This window comes from Mesorhizobium sp. WSM4822, from assembly GCF_055811155.1.
Window position 1 is genome coordinate 599317 of sequence record NZ_JBVVQM010000001.1, and the last position, 14209, is coordinate 613525.

The 14209-nt window shown below is 63.7% G+C and carries 15 protein-coding genes; 8 read left to right on the forward strand and 7 right to left on the reverse strand.

Annotated elements, in window-relative coordinates:
- Positions 1–6: 6 nt before the first annotated feature.
- The 3 genes from AC0L3E_RS02970 to AC0L3E_RS02980 all read left to right on the forward strand — a co-directional run bounded on the left by AC0L3E_RS02970 (position 7) and on the right by AC0L3E_RS02980 (position 2829).
- Positions 7–1485, forward strand: a complete 1479-nt coding sequence (locus AC0L3E_RS02970) for an aldehyde dehydrogenase (RefSeq protein WP_127395449.1) — start codon at positions 7–9, stop codon at positions 1483–1485.
- 94 nt (positions 1486–1579) lie between these two features.
- A complete protein-coding gene (locus AC0L3E_RS02975) occupies positions 1580–2359 on the forward strand; it encodes an SDR family NAD(P)-dependent oxidoreductase (protein WP_024503240.1) in 780 nt (259 codons plus the stop codon).
- 5 nt (positions 2360–2364) lie between these two features.
- Entirely contained in the window at positions 2365–2829 is a 465-nt protein-coding gene (locus tag AC0L3E_RS02980; protein WP_245463670.1) for a VOC family protein, read from the forward strand.
- 46 nt (positions 2830–2875) lie between these two features.
- On the opposite strand, the gene AC0L3E_RS02985 is transcribed toward AC0L3E_RS02980, so the two are convergent.
- The gene (locus tag AC0L3E_RS02985; protein WP_023809526.1) at positions 2876–3529 is read right to left on the reverse strand and encodes a GntR family transcriptional regulator; all 654 of its coding nucleotides are present in this window, start codon (positions 3527–3529) and stop codon (positions 2876–2878) included.
- 106 nt (positions 3530–3635) lie between these two features.
- Positions 3636–4814 carry an NAD(P)/FAD-dependent oxidoreductase gene (locus AC0L3E_RS02990; RefSeq protein WP_127318269.1) on the reverse strand — a complete coding sequence of 393 codons (1179 nt, stop codon included), beginning with the start codon at positions 4812–4814 and terminating at the stop codon, positions 3636–3638.
- A 204-nt stretch (positions 4815–5018) separates the two neighbouring features.
- Between AC0L3E_RS02990 and AC0L3E_RS02995 the strand changes: the two genes are divergently transcribed.
- Genes AC0L3E_RS02995 through AC0L3E_RS03015 form a run of 5 tightly spaced genes read left to right on the forward strand, consistent with a single transcriptional unit; the run spans position 5019 to position 9252 of the window.
- Positions 5019–6221 (forward strand): pyridoxal phosphate-dependent aminotransferase, encoded by a 1203-nt coding sequence (locus AC0L3E_RS02995; RefSeq protein ID WP_473604179.1) that lies wholly within the window; start codon positions 5019–5021, stop codon positions 6219–6221.
- An 8-nt stretch (positions 6222–6229) separates the two neighbouring features.
- On the forward strand, positions 6230–6685 hold the full coding sequence (locus tag AC0L3E_RS03000; protein WP_127269419.1) for an acetyl-CoA carboxylase biotin carboxyl carrier protein: 456 nt from the start codon (positions 6230–6232) through the stop codon (positions 6683–6685).
- A gap of 4 nt (positions 6686–6689) precedes the next feature.
- Positions 6690–8063: an acetyl-CoA carboxylase biotin carboxylase subunit gene (gene accC / locus AC0L3E_RS03005; RefSeq protein WP_127269420.1), complete on the forward strand. Its 1374-nt coding sequence runs from the start codon at positions 6690–6692 to the stop codon at positions 8061–8063.
- Entirely contained in the window at positions 8053–8442 is a 390-nt protein-coding gene (locus tag AC0L3E_RS03010; protein WP_128306995.1) for an acetyl-CoA carboxylase biotin carboxyl carrier protein, read from the forward strand. Before accC ends, AC0L3E_RS03010 begins: the two co-directional genes overlap by 11 nt.
- Before the next feature lie 36 nt (positions 8443–8478).
- Positions 8479–9252 carry a LamB/YcsF family protein gene (locus tag AC0L3E_RS03015; RefSeq protein ID WP_127266699.1) on the forward strand — a complete coding sequence of 258 codons (774 nt, stop codon included), beginning with the start codon at positions 8479–8481 and terminating at the stop codon, positions 9250–9252.
- A gap of 17 nt (positions 9253–9269) precedes the next feature.
- Here the strand turns inward: AC0L3E_RS03015 and AC0L3E_RS03020 are convergent, their stop codons facing one another.
- From AC0L3E_RS03020 to pxpB, 5 genes are read right to left on the reverse strand one after another with little or no spacing between them, the layout of a single operon-like run.
- Positions 9270–10295: a proline racemase family protein gene (locus AC0L3E_RS03020; protein WP_127266698.1), complete on the reverse strand. Its 1026-nt coding sequence runs from the start codon at positions 10293–10295 to the stop codon at positions 9270–9272.
- A gap of 42 nt (positions 10296–10337) precedes the next feature.
- Positions 10338–11369 carry an Ldh family oxidoreductase gene (locus AC0L3E_RS03025; protein ID WP_292679780.1) on the reverse strand — a complete coding sequence of 344 codons (1032 nt, stop codon included), beginning with the start codon at positions 11367–11369 and terminating at the stop codon, positions 10338–10340.
- Positions 11370–11407: 38 nt separating this feature from the next.
- Positions 11408–12571: an epoxide hydrolase family protein gene (locus tag AC0L3E_RS03030; protein WP_473604180.1), complete on the reverse strand. Its 1164-nt coding sequence runs from the start codon at positions 12569–12571 to the stop codon at positions 11408–11410.
- A complete protein-coding gene (locus AC0L3E_RS03035; RefSeq protein ID WP_473604181.1) occupies positions 12568–13548 on the reverse strand; it encodes a 5-oxoprolinase subunit C family protein in 981 nt (326 codons plus the stop codon). Before AC0L3E_RS03035 ends, AC0L3E_RS03030 begins: the two co-directional genes overlap by 4 nt.
- Positions 13545–14207: a 5-oxoprolinase subunit PxpB gene (gene pxpB, locus AC0L3E_RS03040; RefSeq protein WP_127322232.1), complete on the reverse strand. Its 663-nt coding sequence runs from the start codon at positions 14205–14207 to the stop codon at positions 13545–13547. The genes AC0L3E_RS03035 and pxpB overlap by 4 nt, the downstream gene beginning before the upstream one ends.
- Between the last annotated feature and the right edge of the window lie 2 nt (positions 14208–14209).

The window sequence follows — 14209 nt, forward strand, 5'->3', positions numbered from 1 at the left end:
ACCGATATGGCGCTGGTCAGTTTCCAGAACACGGTCGGCGGTCGGTTGCAATCGACAGCCGATACATTCGAGAGCCATGATCCGTTCACCGGCAGGCCCTGGGCGCTGATCCCGCGTGGAGGAGCGAGCCAGGTGGACGCCGCCGTGGCGTCCGCGAAGGCAGCATTCCGGTCGAAGGAATGGGCCGGCATCACGCCGACCGCGCGGGGCAAGCTGCTCGTGCGGCTGGCCGATCTGATCGCCGAGAACGCAGATCGTATTGCCGCCATCGAGACGCGCGACAATGGCAAGCTGCTCACCGAAATGACGGCACAGCTGCGCTATATCCCGGAATGGTTCCGCTATTTCGGCGGTCTTGCCGACAAGATCGAAGGGTCGGTGCTGCCGATCGACAAGGCTGGCATGTTCGCTTTCACCCGCCACGAGCCGCTGGGTGTCATTGCAGCGATCGTGCCCTGGAATTCGCCGCTTTTACTCCTGACATGGAAGCTCGCGCCGCTGCTGGCGGCAGGCAACACTGTCGTCATCAAACCGTCGGAACACGCCTCGGCCTCGACGCTGGAGTTCGTGAAACTGTTTGCGCGGGCAGGCTTCCCGCCCGGCGTGGTCAACACCGTTACCGGCATGCCGCTTGATGTCGGCGCGCCACTCGTCTCTCATCCCGACGTCGCCAAGATCGCCTTCACCGGTGGTGAGCCTGGCGGGATCGCGGTCTATCGGGCGGCTGCCGAACAGCTAAAGACCGTCACGCTGGAGCTCGGCGGCAAATCGGCCAACATCGTCTTCGACGACGCCGATATCGAGAGCGCGGTCAACGGCGCGATCTCAGGCATCTTCGCGGCCAGCGGCCAGACCTGCATCGCGGGTTCGCGGCTGCTGGTGCATCGCAAAATCCACGACCGGTTCGTGGAAGGCGTCATAACGCTGGCGGCCAGCGCTCGATTGGGCAATCCGGCGCTGCAAGAGACGCAGGTCGGGCCGATCACCACGCAAGCCCAGCGCGAGAAGGTGCTGTCCTATCTCGGCATCGCGCGCCGCGAGGGTGCGCTTTGCGTGCTGGGCGGCGGCAAGCCGGCCTCGGGTGAACTGGCCGAGGGCTGGTTCGTCGAGCCCACCATCTTCACCGGCGTGAACAACACCATGCGGATCGCGCGTGAGGAGGTGTTCGGGCCGATCCTGTCCGTCATCCCCTTTGACGACGAGGACGAGGCCTTCGCCATTGCCAATGACAGCCCCTATGGGCTGGCGGCGGGAATATGGACCAGCGACATGGGCAGGGCGCTGCGCGGCGCGGCCGCGATGGAAGCGGGGATGGTCTGGATCAACTCATACCGTGCCGTCTCCTACATGGCGCCCTTCGGCGGCTACAAGAGGAGCGGTATCGGGCGCGAAAGCGGGCAGGATGCCATCAATTCCTATCTGCAGACCAAGACGGTGTGGATAGACACCGCCGGCAAGACCGCCAATCCCTTCGTTATCCGCTAGGCTAGGCTTCGGTGGGAGAAACCCCATTCCTAGCCAAGCTCGGCCCATGCTCCCTGAGACGGTGGCCGACTTACAAATGATCGAAGGATTGGACATGAGACAGGCAGGCAAGGTGGCGGTTGTCACAGGCGCGGCGCGCGGCATCGGACGCGCTTGCGCGGAACGCTTTTTGGCCGAAGGCGCGAAGCTCGTGCTCGGCGACATCGATGCCGTGGAGTTAAAAAAATGTGCCGCTGAAATCGGTACCACCGACAGCGTCCTGGCGGTCGTCACGGATGTCAGCAAGAAGGACCAGGTCGATGGGCTGATTGCAGCGGCGGTGGCGAAGTTCGGCCGTGTCGACATCATGGTCAACAATGCCGGCATCGCTCCGGTCCAGGACTTTCTCGACATCACAGAGGCGGACTACGACAGGGTTCTCGCCGTCAATCTCAAAGGTGCGTTCATGGGCACCCAGGCCGCAGCCCGCCAGATGATCGCGCAAGGTGGAGGCGGCGTCATCATCAACATGTCGTCGATCAATTCGGGCCTCGCCAACCCACGTGTCGCCACCTACGCGATCTCCAAGGGCGGCATGAACCAGGTCACCAGCACCGCGGCCGTCGCCTTCGCCCCCCACGGCATCCGCGTGGTCGGTGTCGGGCCGGGCACCATCGCCACGGACATGGTCATGGACGGGACATTCATCGACTCGGAAGAAATGCGACGGGCGGTCCTTTCGCGGACACCTCTCGGGCGCCTCGGCACGGCAGCCGAGATCGCCTCGGTCGTGGCATTCCTGGCCAGCGACGACGCTTCCTACATCACCGGCGAGACGATCTACCCCGACGGGGGGCGCCGCGTTCTGAACTATACGGTCCCGATCAAGGAGTGAGAAGAATGGGGAGTGACGACATGGGCAATTTCGACAAGCTGCATCACATCTGCATCGTCGTGCACGATATCGACAAGGCGCAGGCCTATTATGACTCCATCGGCATCGGGCCATGGGAGTCCTATCCGCCGCTGGCCGAATACGAAGAACTCCAGGTCCCAAGCCCCGAGGGTTTCAAGGCGATGCAATACCGGATTTGCAACTTGCCGAACGTTCAGCTGCAGCTGTGCGAGCCGAACGGCGATCCTTCACCGCAGCGGATTCATCTCGACAGCAAGGGTGAAGGCGTCTTCCATATCGGCTTTGAGGTTCGCGATGCGGATGCAGCCGAGGCCAAGGCACAGGACGACGGGCTTCCCGTGCTGATGCGCGGGCGCCGGGAAAACCGCACCGGCTTCACCTATTACGATACGGCCGACAAGGCGGGCGTGATCCTGCTGACGAGGGCGACCAATCTGCCCGGCAAATGATCTTCGCGCGAAGGATTGGGGCTGGACAAGGAGACGGGGCGACTGATCAGCTGCCCCGCAATTCCTCAAGCCGGTCGACCAGGAATTTGCCGCTGGTGATGATATGCATTTCCAAAAGGCCGACGGCGCGCAGCGTATCTTTGGCTTCGCATAGGTCGATGAGCTGCCAGTGGTCGCGGTCGGACTGGGCCTGGATCTCGGTGAGCGTCACCATCATGCGCGTGTAGCGTTCCAGCTGCTGATAGATGCGCCCGACCAGTTCGATCGTCGCCTTGCGGCCGGACGGCGCGTAGAGCGCGGCGTGGAAGTTCCAGTTGAGCTGGTTCGAATACTCGCCGGTCTTGCCCTGCTCCTGGTGCTGCTTTGCGCGCTCGCGGGCCAGCGCGAGGTCGGCCTCCGTCATCCTTGGAATGGCGAGGGCCAGTAGCCATGTTTCGATCCGGGCCCGCAATTCGTAGAGCTCGAGGATCTCGTCCAGGGAAATGGAGGTGACGACGGCGCCCTTGTGGGAAACCAGCGTGACGAAGCCTTCCGAATGAAGCTGATGCAGCGCCTCTCGCACCGGAATTCGGCTGACGCCGAACTCGGTGGCCAGATGCTCCTGCCGCAACTGAAAGTTGGCCTCGTATTCGCCGATCAGGATCTTCTGCCTGATGGCATCGGCGACCTGGGTCGAGATGGTTTTCTTCTGTACGAGCATGAATCAGCCTGAGGCGGCCGCCGTGTTTGTTGACTGGCGCCGTGTTGATTGAAGAAGTGGACGCATAGCACCGTTGTCACCGCGATGCCATGTCGCCCGTTTCGCTTCAGTAGACATGTTCCTCGATAGGTTGATTGCCAGCGATCCGTTCGTAGCGGAAGGCCGACAGGTCGACAGAGCGGTACTCGCCATAGGCAATGAGATCACTGACGCCCGACCCGGTCGCCGCTGCATGCATCATGCCGTGGCCGCTGAAGCCGGTGGCCAGGACAAAGTTCGAAACCTCGGGATGCCGGCCGATGATACCGCTGTGGTCGAAGGTGTTGTATTCGTAGAGCCCCGCCCAGGCGCGCAACATCCGCAATTGCTCAAACCCGGGCACACGATGGGCGAGCGCCGGCCAGATCAACTCGTCGAACAGGTCGTAATCCACATCCAGGCCAAAATCGTCCGGCTCGTTCTCGCGCACCGGCGGAATACCGCACAGGAAGAGCTGGCCTTCCGGCCGCAGCCAGAAGCCGCTCGTGTCGAAGACGAAGGGGCAGTTTTCGATCCTTGCCGGCGTTTCGAAGACGAAGACGCAGCGCTTGCTCGGGACAACCGGCAGTTCGGCGCCGGCCATCCTGGCGATGCCCGCGCTCCACGGTCCGGCCGCGTTGATCACCGTGCCGGCGGCAAGCCGGTCGCCATTGTCGAGCACCACTTCGCCGACCTTTTGGGGAGACGCCATGGTCAGTCCGGTCACCGTCGCGGCAAGATAGTCCACGCCCTGCGTGCGCGCCTTGCGGCGAAAGGCCTGCATCAGGCCGGGGCCGTCGAACCAGCCTTCGCTGCCAAGGCCGAGCGAGCCAAGGGCGAGATCGTCCGTGTTGAGCCACGGGAAGCGTCGTGCCAGATCAACCTGCTCGATCAGTTCGGCGTCGACGCCCATGCCGCGCTGAACGCGGTTCTTGGCACGCTGCGCGTCTGCCCGCTCGGGTGTCGCCAGCACGAGGTAACCGGGCTCATGCAGGCCGATGTCGGCCAACTCGTCGCCGATGGCAAGCCGCGTCTTTACCTGGCGCAGGAAGTCGATGCTGAACTTCGACATGGCAATGTTGGGCGCCGTGCCGAACTGCTGGCGGATGGCGCTGGTCGACAAGGAAGACGAGGAGGCCGTGTAGTAGGGGTCCCGCTCGATCACCGCAATACTGCCATCGAAATCCGGATTGGCTGACAGGAAATAGGCGATCGAGCTGCCGACAACGCCGCCGCCGACGATCACCACATCATAGTTTGTGCCCATTCCAATCGTGTTCCCTATCTCGAATGTCATACGCGGCGATGAAGGATTGGATACTTTCCTCTATCGACCCACCACTGGAATGAGACATAACCCGGTCTTCGGCACAGAAAAAGGGGTTTGACGCGAAAATCAGAATACATTATCCAATTTGTACCAAATATCACCTGCCCGGCAACGTCGCGGCAGCCATGCCGAGGATTTCCCGTGAGCCTCATCGCTCCCCGTCTTGACGTCATCAAGCCAAGCCCCAGCATGGCGGTCACCGCGCGGGCAATCGAAATGCGCTCGGCCGGCATCGACGTCATCAGCCTGAGCGCCGGCGAGCCGGATTTTCCAACGCCTCCGCACATCGTCGAGGCGGCCTACGAGGCGATGCGCAGGGGTGAAACGCGCTATACGGCGGTCGACGGCACCGCCGCGCTGAAGAAGGCGGTGGCCGGGAAATTCAGGCGCGAGAACGGCCTCGACTACAAGCCTTCGCAAATCAGCGTCGCGGGTGGCGCAAAGCAGATCATCTACAACGCCCTGCTGGCAACGCTGGCCCCCGGTGACGAGGTGGTCGTCCCCGCGCCCTATTGGGTTTCCTACACCGACATCGTCCTGCTCGGCGAAGGCAAGCCCGTGGTCGTTCCTTGCACGGAGGCGCAGGGCTTCAAACTGACACCGCAAGCCCTGCGAGCCGCGATCACCGGGCGCACCAAATGGCTGCTGCTCAACACGCCTTCCAATCCGACTGGCGCCGTCTACAGCCCCGACGAACTTGCCGGCCTGGCCGGGGTGTTGCTCGATCACCCGCATGTGCACGTTCTGACCGACGACATCTACGAGCATATCCTGTTCGATGGACGTACCTTCCATACCATCGCCGGCGTCGAGCCGAGGCTGAAGGACCGTACGCTGACAGTGAATGGCGTGTCGAAGGCCTATGCCATGACCGGCTGGCGGATCGGCTATGCCGGCGGGCCGGAACCGCTGATCCGCGCCATGGCCACCGTGCAGAGCCAAAGCACGTCGAACCCGTCATCCATCTCGCAGGCCGCGACCATTGCCGCACTGGAAGGTCCCCAGGACTTTCTTCGCCCTCGGGCGCTCGAATTCCAGGCTCGGCGCGACCGCGCTCTGGAGCTGCTGCGCAAGATTCCCGGCCTTACCTGCCAGACGCCCGAGGGCGCCTTCTATCTCTATCCCAATTGCTCGGCCCTGATCGGCCGTCGTCGCCCCGACGGCACTCCCATCGGCAGCGACGATGATTTCTCGCTTTACCTGCTCGATCAGGCGCGGGTCGCGGTGGTGCAGGGCTCTGCCTACGGGCTGTCGCCGCATTTCCGCATTTCCATAGCCACGTCGATGGATCTGATCGAAAAAGCGATCGGGCGAATCGCCAAGGCTGTCGAAGCGCTGCGATAGGGTCGGCGATGGATCTCGACTTCGTCCAGAAGCTGATCGAATTTGTCTCGCGTTCGCCCATTGCCGAACTGGAGATCGAGCGCAATGGCGTTCGCATCCGCATGTCCAGGCAGATGGCGCCGGCGCAATCCGCGTCGCAAGCGCAATCTGCGTCGCAGTCGGGGCCAGCCGCCGTCCCTGCCGTCTTCACAAATCCGGCTTCGACATCTCCGCCCATCGCACGCTATTCGATCCGCGCGCCGCTGACGGGCGTGTTCTACCGCTCCGGCACCGAAGGTGAACCGCCGCTCGCTTCGGTTGGCGATATGGTCGTGGAAGGGCAGAAGGTTGGTGTCCTCGAAGCCATGAAGACGTTCAATGTCGTGGAATCCGATCGCGCTGGGCGGATCGTCCAGATCGCGTTCGACGACCATGCCGCGGTGCAGTCCGGCGATGTGCTGTTCGTTCTCGAAGATTTGGGCTGAGGCGATGTTCGACACCGTCCTTATCGCCAATCGTGGTGAAATCGCGCTGCGCATCCTGCGCGCCTGCCGCGACCTCGGATTGAAGACGGTGGCGGCGCACTCGGAAGCGGATGCGAGCCTTCGACATGTCGCGTTGGCGGACAGGGCGATCTGCATCGGACCGGCGGCCGCGACGGAGAGCTATCTCAACATCGCCGAGATCATCGCGGCCGCGCAACTTACCGGCGCCGGCGCGATCCATCCGGGCTATGGTTTCCTCTCGGAAAACGCCGCCTTCGCCGAGGCTGTTGAGAATGCCGGTCTCATCTTCATCGGGCCGTCCGCGGCGGCGATCCGCACCATGGGCGACAAGGTCTCCGCCAAGCGCACGATGATCGCCGCCGGCGTTCCCTGCGTTGCAGGGTCGGAGGGTGCGCTGCCGCAGGACGAGCAGGCAGTGCGCGCCATTGCCGAGGCCATCGGCTATCCGGTCATCGTCAAGGCAGCGGGCGGCGGCGGCGGGCGCGGCATGCGCATCGTGCGCGAGCAGCACGCCCTGATGGAAGCCGTTTCAATGGCGGTGAAAGAGGCGGACCGGGCCTTCGGCAACCCGCAAGTCTATCTGGAAAAATTCCTCGAGCATCCGCGCCATATCGAGATCCAGATTCTGGCGGACAAGCATGGCAGGGCGGTCTGGCTCGGCGAGCGGGATTGCTCCATGCAGCGCCGCCACCAGAAGATCATCGAGGAGGCGCCGGCGCCCGGCATCGCCCGCGAGGCGGTTGCCGAGATCGGCGAGCTGTGTGCCCAGGCATGCCTGACCATCGGCTATACAGGCGCGGGCACATTCGAATTCCTCTACGAGGACGGGCGCTTCTCTTTCATCGAGATGAACACCCGCGTGCAGGTGGAGCATCCCGTCACGGAACTTGTCACCGGCATCGATATCGTGCGCGAGCAGATCCGCATCGCCCGGGGCGAACCCCTGTCGTTCAGCCAGGAAGACATCCGCATCCAGGGCCACGCCGTCGAATGCCGCATCAACGCTGAAGATCCATACAGCTTTCGCCCGCATCCGGGCCGGGTCGAGCGCTGGACGCCGCCCGGAGGTCCCGGAATCCGCGTCGAATCGCATCTCTACTCCGGCTACACCGTCCCGCCGCACTACGATTCATTGGTGGCCAAGCTGCTGGCGCATGGCGTGACGCGAGCCGAGGCGATCCGGCGCATGAGCGGCGCGCTGGGCGAGATGGAGGCTGTCGGCATCGCCACCAACGCGCCGCTGCACGGCCTCCTGATGGACGAGCCCGGCTTCGCTGCCGGCGGCTTCGATATCCATCATCTCGAACGTCTCATTGAAGGCGGTCTGCTCCAGGGACGAGGCGGCGATGACGATTGAGGAGATCGAAAGGCTGGCCGCCTGGTGCGCTAGCGCCGGCATCGGCGAGATCGAAGTGTCGGAGGCCGGCTTTTCGTTGCGCCTGCACATGCAATCCGTTGTTGCCTCGACACCCCTGGCCGAAGCCCCGAAGGCCGAAACGGCCTTCAAGGGCGTGCGCGCGCCCGGCGTCGGCGTGTTCCGTCTCGATCACCCGACGACCGGTCGCCCGATCGCCGAACCTGGCCAGACGGTTCGCAAGGGCGAGACGGTCGGCGTCCTGCAGGTCGGCCAATGCCTGAAGGCAATCGTTGCGCCGGCAGACGGTGTGCTGGGTGCAGCGCTGATCGAGGACGGAGCGGTCGTCGGCTACGGCACGCCGCTCTACGAGCTGGTGTGAAGCAAGGCGATGGTTCGAACCACTGAGGAAAGCGCCATGGCGGCCCAAGGATTGCAGGTCGATATCAATTCCGACATGGGCGAGGGTTTTGGAGCCTACAGGCTCGGCGACGATGCGGCGATCCTCGACATCGTCAGTTCCGCCAATGTGGCCTGCGGCTTTCACGCCGGCGACCCCGAGATCATGGCGGCCACGTTCTCGATGGCGCGCGACAAGGGCGTTGCTGTTGGCGCGCATCCGAGCTTCGCCGATCTGTGGGGGTTCGGACGCCGCATCATTCCGCATTCCATGGATGAGATCGAAAGGCTGGTCGCCTACCAGATCGGCGCGGCGCAGGCGCTTTCCGCCTATGCCGGCCACCCGATCCGCTACGTCAAGGCGCATGGCGCGCTAGGCAATCTTACCCAGACCGATCGTGGCGTCGCCGAAGCGGTGACGCGCGCGGTCAAGGCCGTCGATCCCGGCCTGATCTGCCTGGCCATTGCGCTCGGCTTCCAGGACAGGATCGCGCGCGACGCGGGCCTGACGGTCAGGTCCGAAATCTTTGCCGACCGCGCCTATACGGAGGAAGGCTTTCTTGTCTCGCGCAAGCTGGAAGGCGCTGTCATCCACGACGCCGAGAAGGCGGCAGAACGGGTCGTGCGGATGGTCAAGCAAGGCGCCATCGAGACGCTTTCCGGGCAGATGCTGCAGACGCCGATCGATTCGATCTGCGTCCACAGCGACACGCCGGCAGCCGTCGCCATCGCCGCGCGCGTTCGGCGACGGCTGGAGGCGAGCGGCGTCAGGGTCAGAGCGTTCGCGGCCTGAGCACGGCCGCGTCCGTTTCAGAACCAGACGTCGCTGAGGCGATGCCCGCGTGGATAAGGGTCCGTCGGGTCGAGGCCATATTGGCCGATGCTGGTGATCCAGGCTTGTCCGGCGATGGTGACCACGACAGCGTCGCGATCGCCGAGGCGCGTATTGGCGATCACGCGGGAATCGAAATGGGTCCCGATGATCGATCTGTTACGGAACAGCTCGCCCTTGACGATCTGCCCCTTTGCCGACATCACCGCCAGCCGCCCGGTGGTGCCGGTGCCTGTCGGTGAGCGGTCGAGCCTGCCATGCAGGCACACCGTGCCGTTGACGCTTTCCACGCGCCCGTCGACGCGCTCGATCGGACCTTCGAAAATCACGTTGGACACGTCGCGGATCTTCGGGTTCTCCGGATGCACGACCTTGAGCTGTTCGTTGACCGCCTTCTTGATGCGTTGGCCCATCAGCGACATCTGGTGGGCCTCGTCGGGTGTTATGGAAAAGCCGAGTGCGCGCGCATTGACATGGGCGAAAGTCATGCCGCCATAGGAGGTGTCGACGGTGATCGTGCCGAGCCCTTCCACCTCGACATGCGTGTCGAGGTGGAGTGCAAAAGCCGGTACATTGGTGAACTCCACCTGCTTCACCTTGCCGTTCTCGCAGAGACAGCGCACCTCGATCATGCCGGCCGGCGCTTCCATGCGCAGCAATGTCTCAGGCTCCTTCATCGGCACCATGCCCGTCTCCAGCGCCACTGTGGCGACGCAGATGGTGTTTGAGCCGGACATGGGCGGGTATTCCGTGCTTTCAATTATGACGTAGCCGAGATCCGCCGAGGGATCGCAAGGCGGCAGGATGATGTTGCCGTTGACGTAGGGCGCACCGCGCGGCTCGAACAAGAGCAGCCCACGAATGTCGTCCATATGCGCTTCGAGATACTCCTTCTTTTCGAACATGGTCTTGCCCGGAACGTCCTTGACGCCTCCGGTGATCACGTTGCCGACTTCGCCCTCGGCATGGCAGCCGACGACCGTGAATGTTTTCGTCCAGCGCATTTTTCTCCTCCTGTGATTGGTCTTGGCCCTGGCGATACCGATTCAGACCGCGTCGAGCCCCCGTTCGAGAAAACGATCGAGTTGTTCCATTTCCTGGTGCGAGAGGACGATACCGTCGCGCTCCGACGTCTCGCGGGCTAGGAACCGCCTTTGCGAGGGCAGGCGCGCACCCTGGCCCAAGATCGCCTCGAACAGCGCTTCAGCTCGGCCCAGCGGATTGCCGGGCCGGCCGGCGGCGAAGGCTTTCGGCGAGAAAGCGATGACCAACTCTCCGTGCGACGGATAAAGCGTCGTGGTGCCAAGCAGCTCGAGCGCCTCGGGGCTGGTCAGGTCGCCGATCATGATCCCGGCGAGCAGTTCGATCATCGTCGCGATGGCCGAGCCCTTGTGCCCGCCGAAGGGAAGCATGGCGCCCGCCAGGGCAGCTTCGGGGTCCGTCGTTGGCCTGCCGTCAGAATCCATTGCCCAGCCTTCCGGCAGCTTCTTGCCTGCCCGGCGGTGGAGCTCGATCTCGCCGCGCGCGGCAACCGAGGTCGCGAAGTCGAAAACGTAGGGAGGCTGCTCTTCTCGCGGCCAGCCAAAGGCAAAAGGATTGGTGCCCAGCAATGGTCCGTTGCCACCGGTCGGAGCGACGGTGGCATAGCTCGGGCACATGGCCAGGCCGGTCAGGCCTGCCTGTGTCAAAGCTTCGACCTCCACCCAAAGGGCGGAAAAATGCACCGCATCGTTGATCGCGAGTGCGGCAATGCCGCACGACCGTGCCCGCTCGATCAGCACCGGCAGACCCAATTCGAAGGCTGGGTTGGCGAAACCATGCTTCGCATCCACTTTGACGAGGGCGGGAGCGTCTTGAGGCAACAACTCGGGCACCGCGTGTGGGCTCACCTTTCCGGCCTTGATCGTCCGCAGGGCGCCTTCGATCCGGTAGATGCCATGCGACTTGCAGGCATCGCGTTCCGCCGCGACGATGACCCTTGTAATGGCGCTGGCCTGAATGGGGTTCAGTCCGGCCTTGCGGAAAATTGCATCGACGCGCTCATGCAGGGCATCGGTGGTGATCGTGGTGTTGGTCATTTCTGGCCTTCGGGCTTGGCTGCGCGCAAACGCTGCCTTTAAAAATCCAGACCACCGGCAAAGGCTCTTAGATCCTGTGCAAGCAAAGCGGGCTGCTCGAGGGCTGCGAAATGACCACCGCGCGGCATCGCTGTCCACTGGCGGATGTCCTTGAAGACGCGCTCGACCCAACTCCTTGGCGGCATCGGCAATTCCTTGGGAAACAAAGCCACTGCAAGCGGGACGTTGATCGCCGTGCCGGGCGCGAATGCAAGCGGACGGGCGCGCGTTTCCCAATAGAGCCGCATCGACGAAGCGACGGTCCGGGTGAACCAGTAGAGCGAGATGTTGGCGAGCATGTCGTCGCGCGAAAAAGCGGCGTTGGCCAGATCGCCATCGCAATCGCTCCAGTCGCGGAACTTCTCGATCATCCAGGCCGCCAGTCCGACCGGCGAATCCGTCAGCCCGTAGGCAAGCGTTTGCGGGCGCGTCGCTTGAATATGAGCATAGGCGCCATGAAGATCCGCCCATCCGGCTTTCCGTTCCAGGAAGGCGCGTTCTTCCAAGCTCAGGTCGCCATCCGGGCCTGGATCGTGAGGAGGTGAGTATGAGCCGGGGATGAAGTTCAGATGCACGCCGGCGAGACTGTCTGGATACGCGTGCGCCAGGCAGGTCGACACGCCGGCGCCCAGATCGCCACCTTGCGCGAGATATCGTTTGTAGCCGAGACGGCTCATCAACTCGGCCCAGAGGTCGGCGACGGTGAACAGGTTGAGACCAGGCCTGGTCGGTCGGCTTGAAAAGCCATAGCCGGGAATCGAGGGGGCCACGACGTTGAAGGCGTCCTCCTGTCTTCCGCCATGCGAAAGCGGGTCTGTCAGAAGCGGGATCAGTTCATGAAATTCGAAGACGCTGCCTGGCCAGCCATGGGTGAGTATGACCGTTCTGTTGGTCGCCACAGCGGCGCGCGCATGGATGAAATGGATGGCTTCGCCGCCGATATCCGTCTGGTAGTGCGGATGGATGTTCCAGGCGGCTTCCTGCTTGCGCCAGTCGAATCCGGTTCGCCAGTGCTGCATTAGTCGGCGCAGTTGCTCATGCTCCGTTCCCTGCGCCCAGCCTATTGCCTGCAACTGGTCCGGCTCGCGCCAGGTCGAGATGCGCTTCTTCAAATCGTCGATTTCAGACTGGGCAATCTCGATGGTGAAGGGGCGAATTTTCATGGAGCCCTCTGCTCGCCGGCCATAAGGTTTCGGGCGGCGATAAAGTCGTGACTTTGCTGCCGGTTCGCGCGAAGCGCTTCCGTCGACGCTTCGATCGAGACCGCTGAGAAACGCAGGCGCGCGCCGACCGGCGCTTGCGCCAGCCGCCAGAGGTCGGCTTCGATCACCGTAGCGATCTTCGGATAGCCGCCGCAAGTGTTGGCATCGGCAAGTTGGATGATCGGTTGGCCGGACGGCGGCACCTGGACTGTGCCTGGTACGATGCCGTGCGAGAGCAATTCGAGCGGTGAGAGGAGCGAAAGCGTCTCTCCAGCAAGGCGATATCCCATACGGTTGGCGTCGTTGGTGATGCGCCATTCGCTGCCGGTGAAAGCCGCCTGGGCCTCCGGCGTGAAGGCGTCGAACTCGGCGGCCGGCAGAACCCGCAATTCGATTGCCGAGGCCAAGGCGCCCGCAGCGCCTCGTCGCTCCTCCAGCGCTGCGCCGATGCCGCCCGCGGGAAGGCGGCATTGCGCAGGTTTGAGCGCAAGCCGGTCACCGCGCGACAGGCCGCGTCCAGCGAACCCGCCGAAACCGCCTTTCACATCCGTCGCGCGCGACCCCATGACGGGCGGCAGATCGATCCCGCCGGCAAAGGCGATGTAGGAACGAGCACCGGCGCGCGGCGTCTCGAGGACAAGGGTCTCGCCTGCGCGGATCGTCATGGCCCACCAGGGCGGGCAGGGCCGGTCGCCGATGCTGACGGCGCAATCAGCGCCGGTGATGGCGACGGCGGTGTCGATATGCGCGCACAGCCGGAACGGATGAAGCGTGACCTCGATCCCGGCGGCCGAAGGATCATTGCCCAGCATGAGATTGGCGATCGCCAGTGCCTGCTTGTCCATGGCGCCGCCATGGCTGACCCCCAGCGCCAGATGACCGGGCCGGCCGAGATCCTGGACCGTGTTCGGCAGGCCGGTGGTGAGGATCTCGATCATGCCTCGATCCCTGCAATTGCGAAGCGAATCTTGTCTCCGGGCCTGAGCAGCACGGGCAATTCCGCCTCGGCCTTGAACAGCTTCACGTCGGTATGGCCGATGATGTGCCAGCCGGACGGCGCGGTCATCGGCATGATACCCGCCTGCGCGCCACCAATGATGACGGCGCCCTCAGCGACTTTGAGGCGAGGCGTGCTGCGCCTTGCCCAGGCAAGCAGCGGGTCGAGACCGGACAGATAGGGAAAACCCGGCATGGCGCCGATGGCGGCGACGGTGTAGCGGGCCGCCGCGTGGCGCCTGACGGTCTCATCGACAGACAGGCCGCAATGCGCGGCCCAGCCGGTGAGATCCTCGCCGCGCGCGCCGCCGTAGTGAACGGGAATCGTATGATGCGTGCCGGTCACCGGGTGGGCATCGGTGGCGGACCAGAGCGACATCAGTTGATCTCCGACGCTGTGGGCGTCTGTGGCGAGCGGGTCAAACACCACCAGCAGGTTGTTCATGCCGGGAACGGCCTCGCGCACCCCTTCGAGGCTCAGCGCGGCATTCGCTACCGCCCAGACCAGTTCCTGGGTGGCATCGTTGAAAGCCCCCTGCATTCCATCGAGCAGCAGCGCGCCCGATCCCGCAAGACTGATGTGGGGCGTACCGACAACCATGG

Excerpts from the sequence above, each read along its gene's own strand:
- AC0L3E_RS02970 (WP_127395449.1), top strand. The coding sequence starts at position 7 with ATGGCGCTGGTCAGTTTCCAGAACACGGTCGGCGGTCGGTTGCAATCG.
- AC0L3E_RS02975 (WP_024503240.1), top strand. The coding sequence starts at position 1,580 with ATGAGACAGGCAGGCAAGGTGGCGGTTGTCACAGGCGCGGCGCGCGGC.
- AC0L3E_RS02980 (WP_245463670.1), top strand. The coding sequence starts at position 2,365 with ATGGGGAGTGACGACATGGGCAATTTCGACAAGCTGCATCACATCTGC.
- AC0L3E_RS02985 (WP_023809526.1), bottom strand. The coding sequence starts at position 3,529 with ATGCTCGTACAGAAGAAAACCATCTCGACCCAGGTCGCCGATGCCATC.
- AC0L3E_RS02990 (WP_127318269.1), bottom strand. The coding sequence starts at position 4,814 with ATGGGCACAAACTATGATGTGGTGATCGTCGGCGGCGGCGTTGTCGGC.
- AC0L3E_RS03000 (WP_127269419.1), top strand. The coding sequence starts at position 6,230 with ATGGATCTCGACTTCGTCCAGAAGCTGATCGAATTTGTCTCGCGTTCG.
- accC (WP_127269420.1), top strand. The coding sequence starts at position 6,690 with ATGTTCGACACCGTCCTTATCGCCAATCGTGGTGAAATCGCGCTGCGC.
- AC0L3E_RS03010 (WP_128306995.1), top strand. The coding sequence starts at position 8,053 with ATGACGATTGAGGAGATCGAAAGGCTGGCCGCCTGGTGCGCTAGCGCC.
- AC0L3E_RS03015 (WP_127266699.1), top strand. The coding sequence starts at position 8,479 with ATGGCGGCCCAAGGATTGCAGGTCGATATCAATTCCGACATGGGCGAG.
- AC0L3E_RS03020 (WP_127266698.1), bottom strand. The coding sequence starts at position 10,295 with ATGCGCTGGACGAAAACATTCACGGTCGTCGGCTGCCATGCCGAGGGC.
- AC0L3E_RS03025 (WP_292679780.1), bottom strand. The coding sequence starts at position 11,369 with ATGACCAACACCACGATCACCACCGATGCCCTGCATGAGCGCGTCGAT.
- AC0L3E_RS03030 (WP_473604180.1), bottom strand. The coding sequence starts at position 12,571 with ATGAAAATTCGCCCCTTCACCATCGAGATTGCCCAGTCTGAAATCGAC.
- AC0L3E_RS03035 (WP_473604181.1), bottom strand. The coding sequence starts at position 13,548 with ATGATCGAGATCCTCACCACCGGCCTGCCGAACACGGTCCAGGATCTC.
- pxpB (WP_127322232.1), bottom strand. The coding sequence starts at position 14,207 with ATGGTTGTCGGTACGCCCCACATCAGTCTTGCGGGATCGGGCGCGCTG.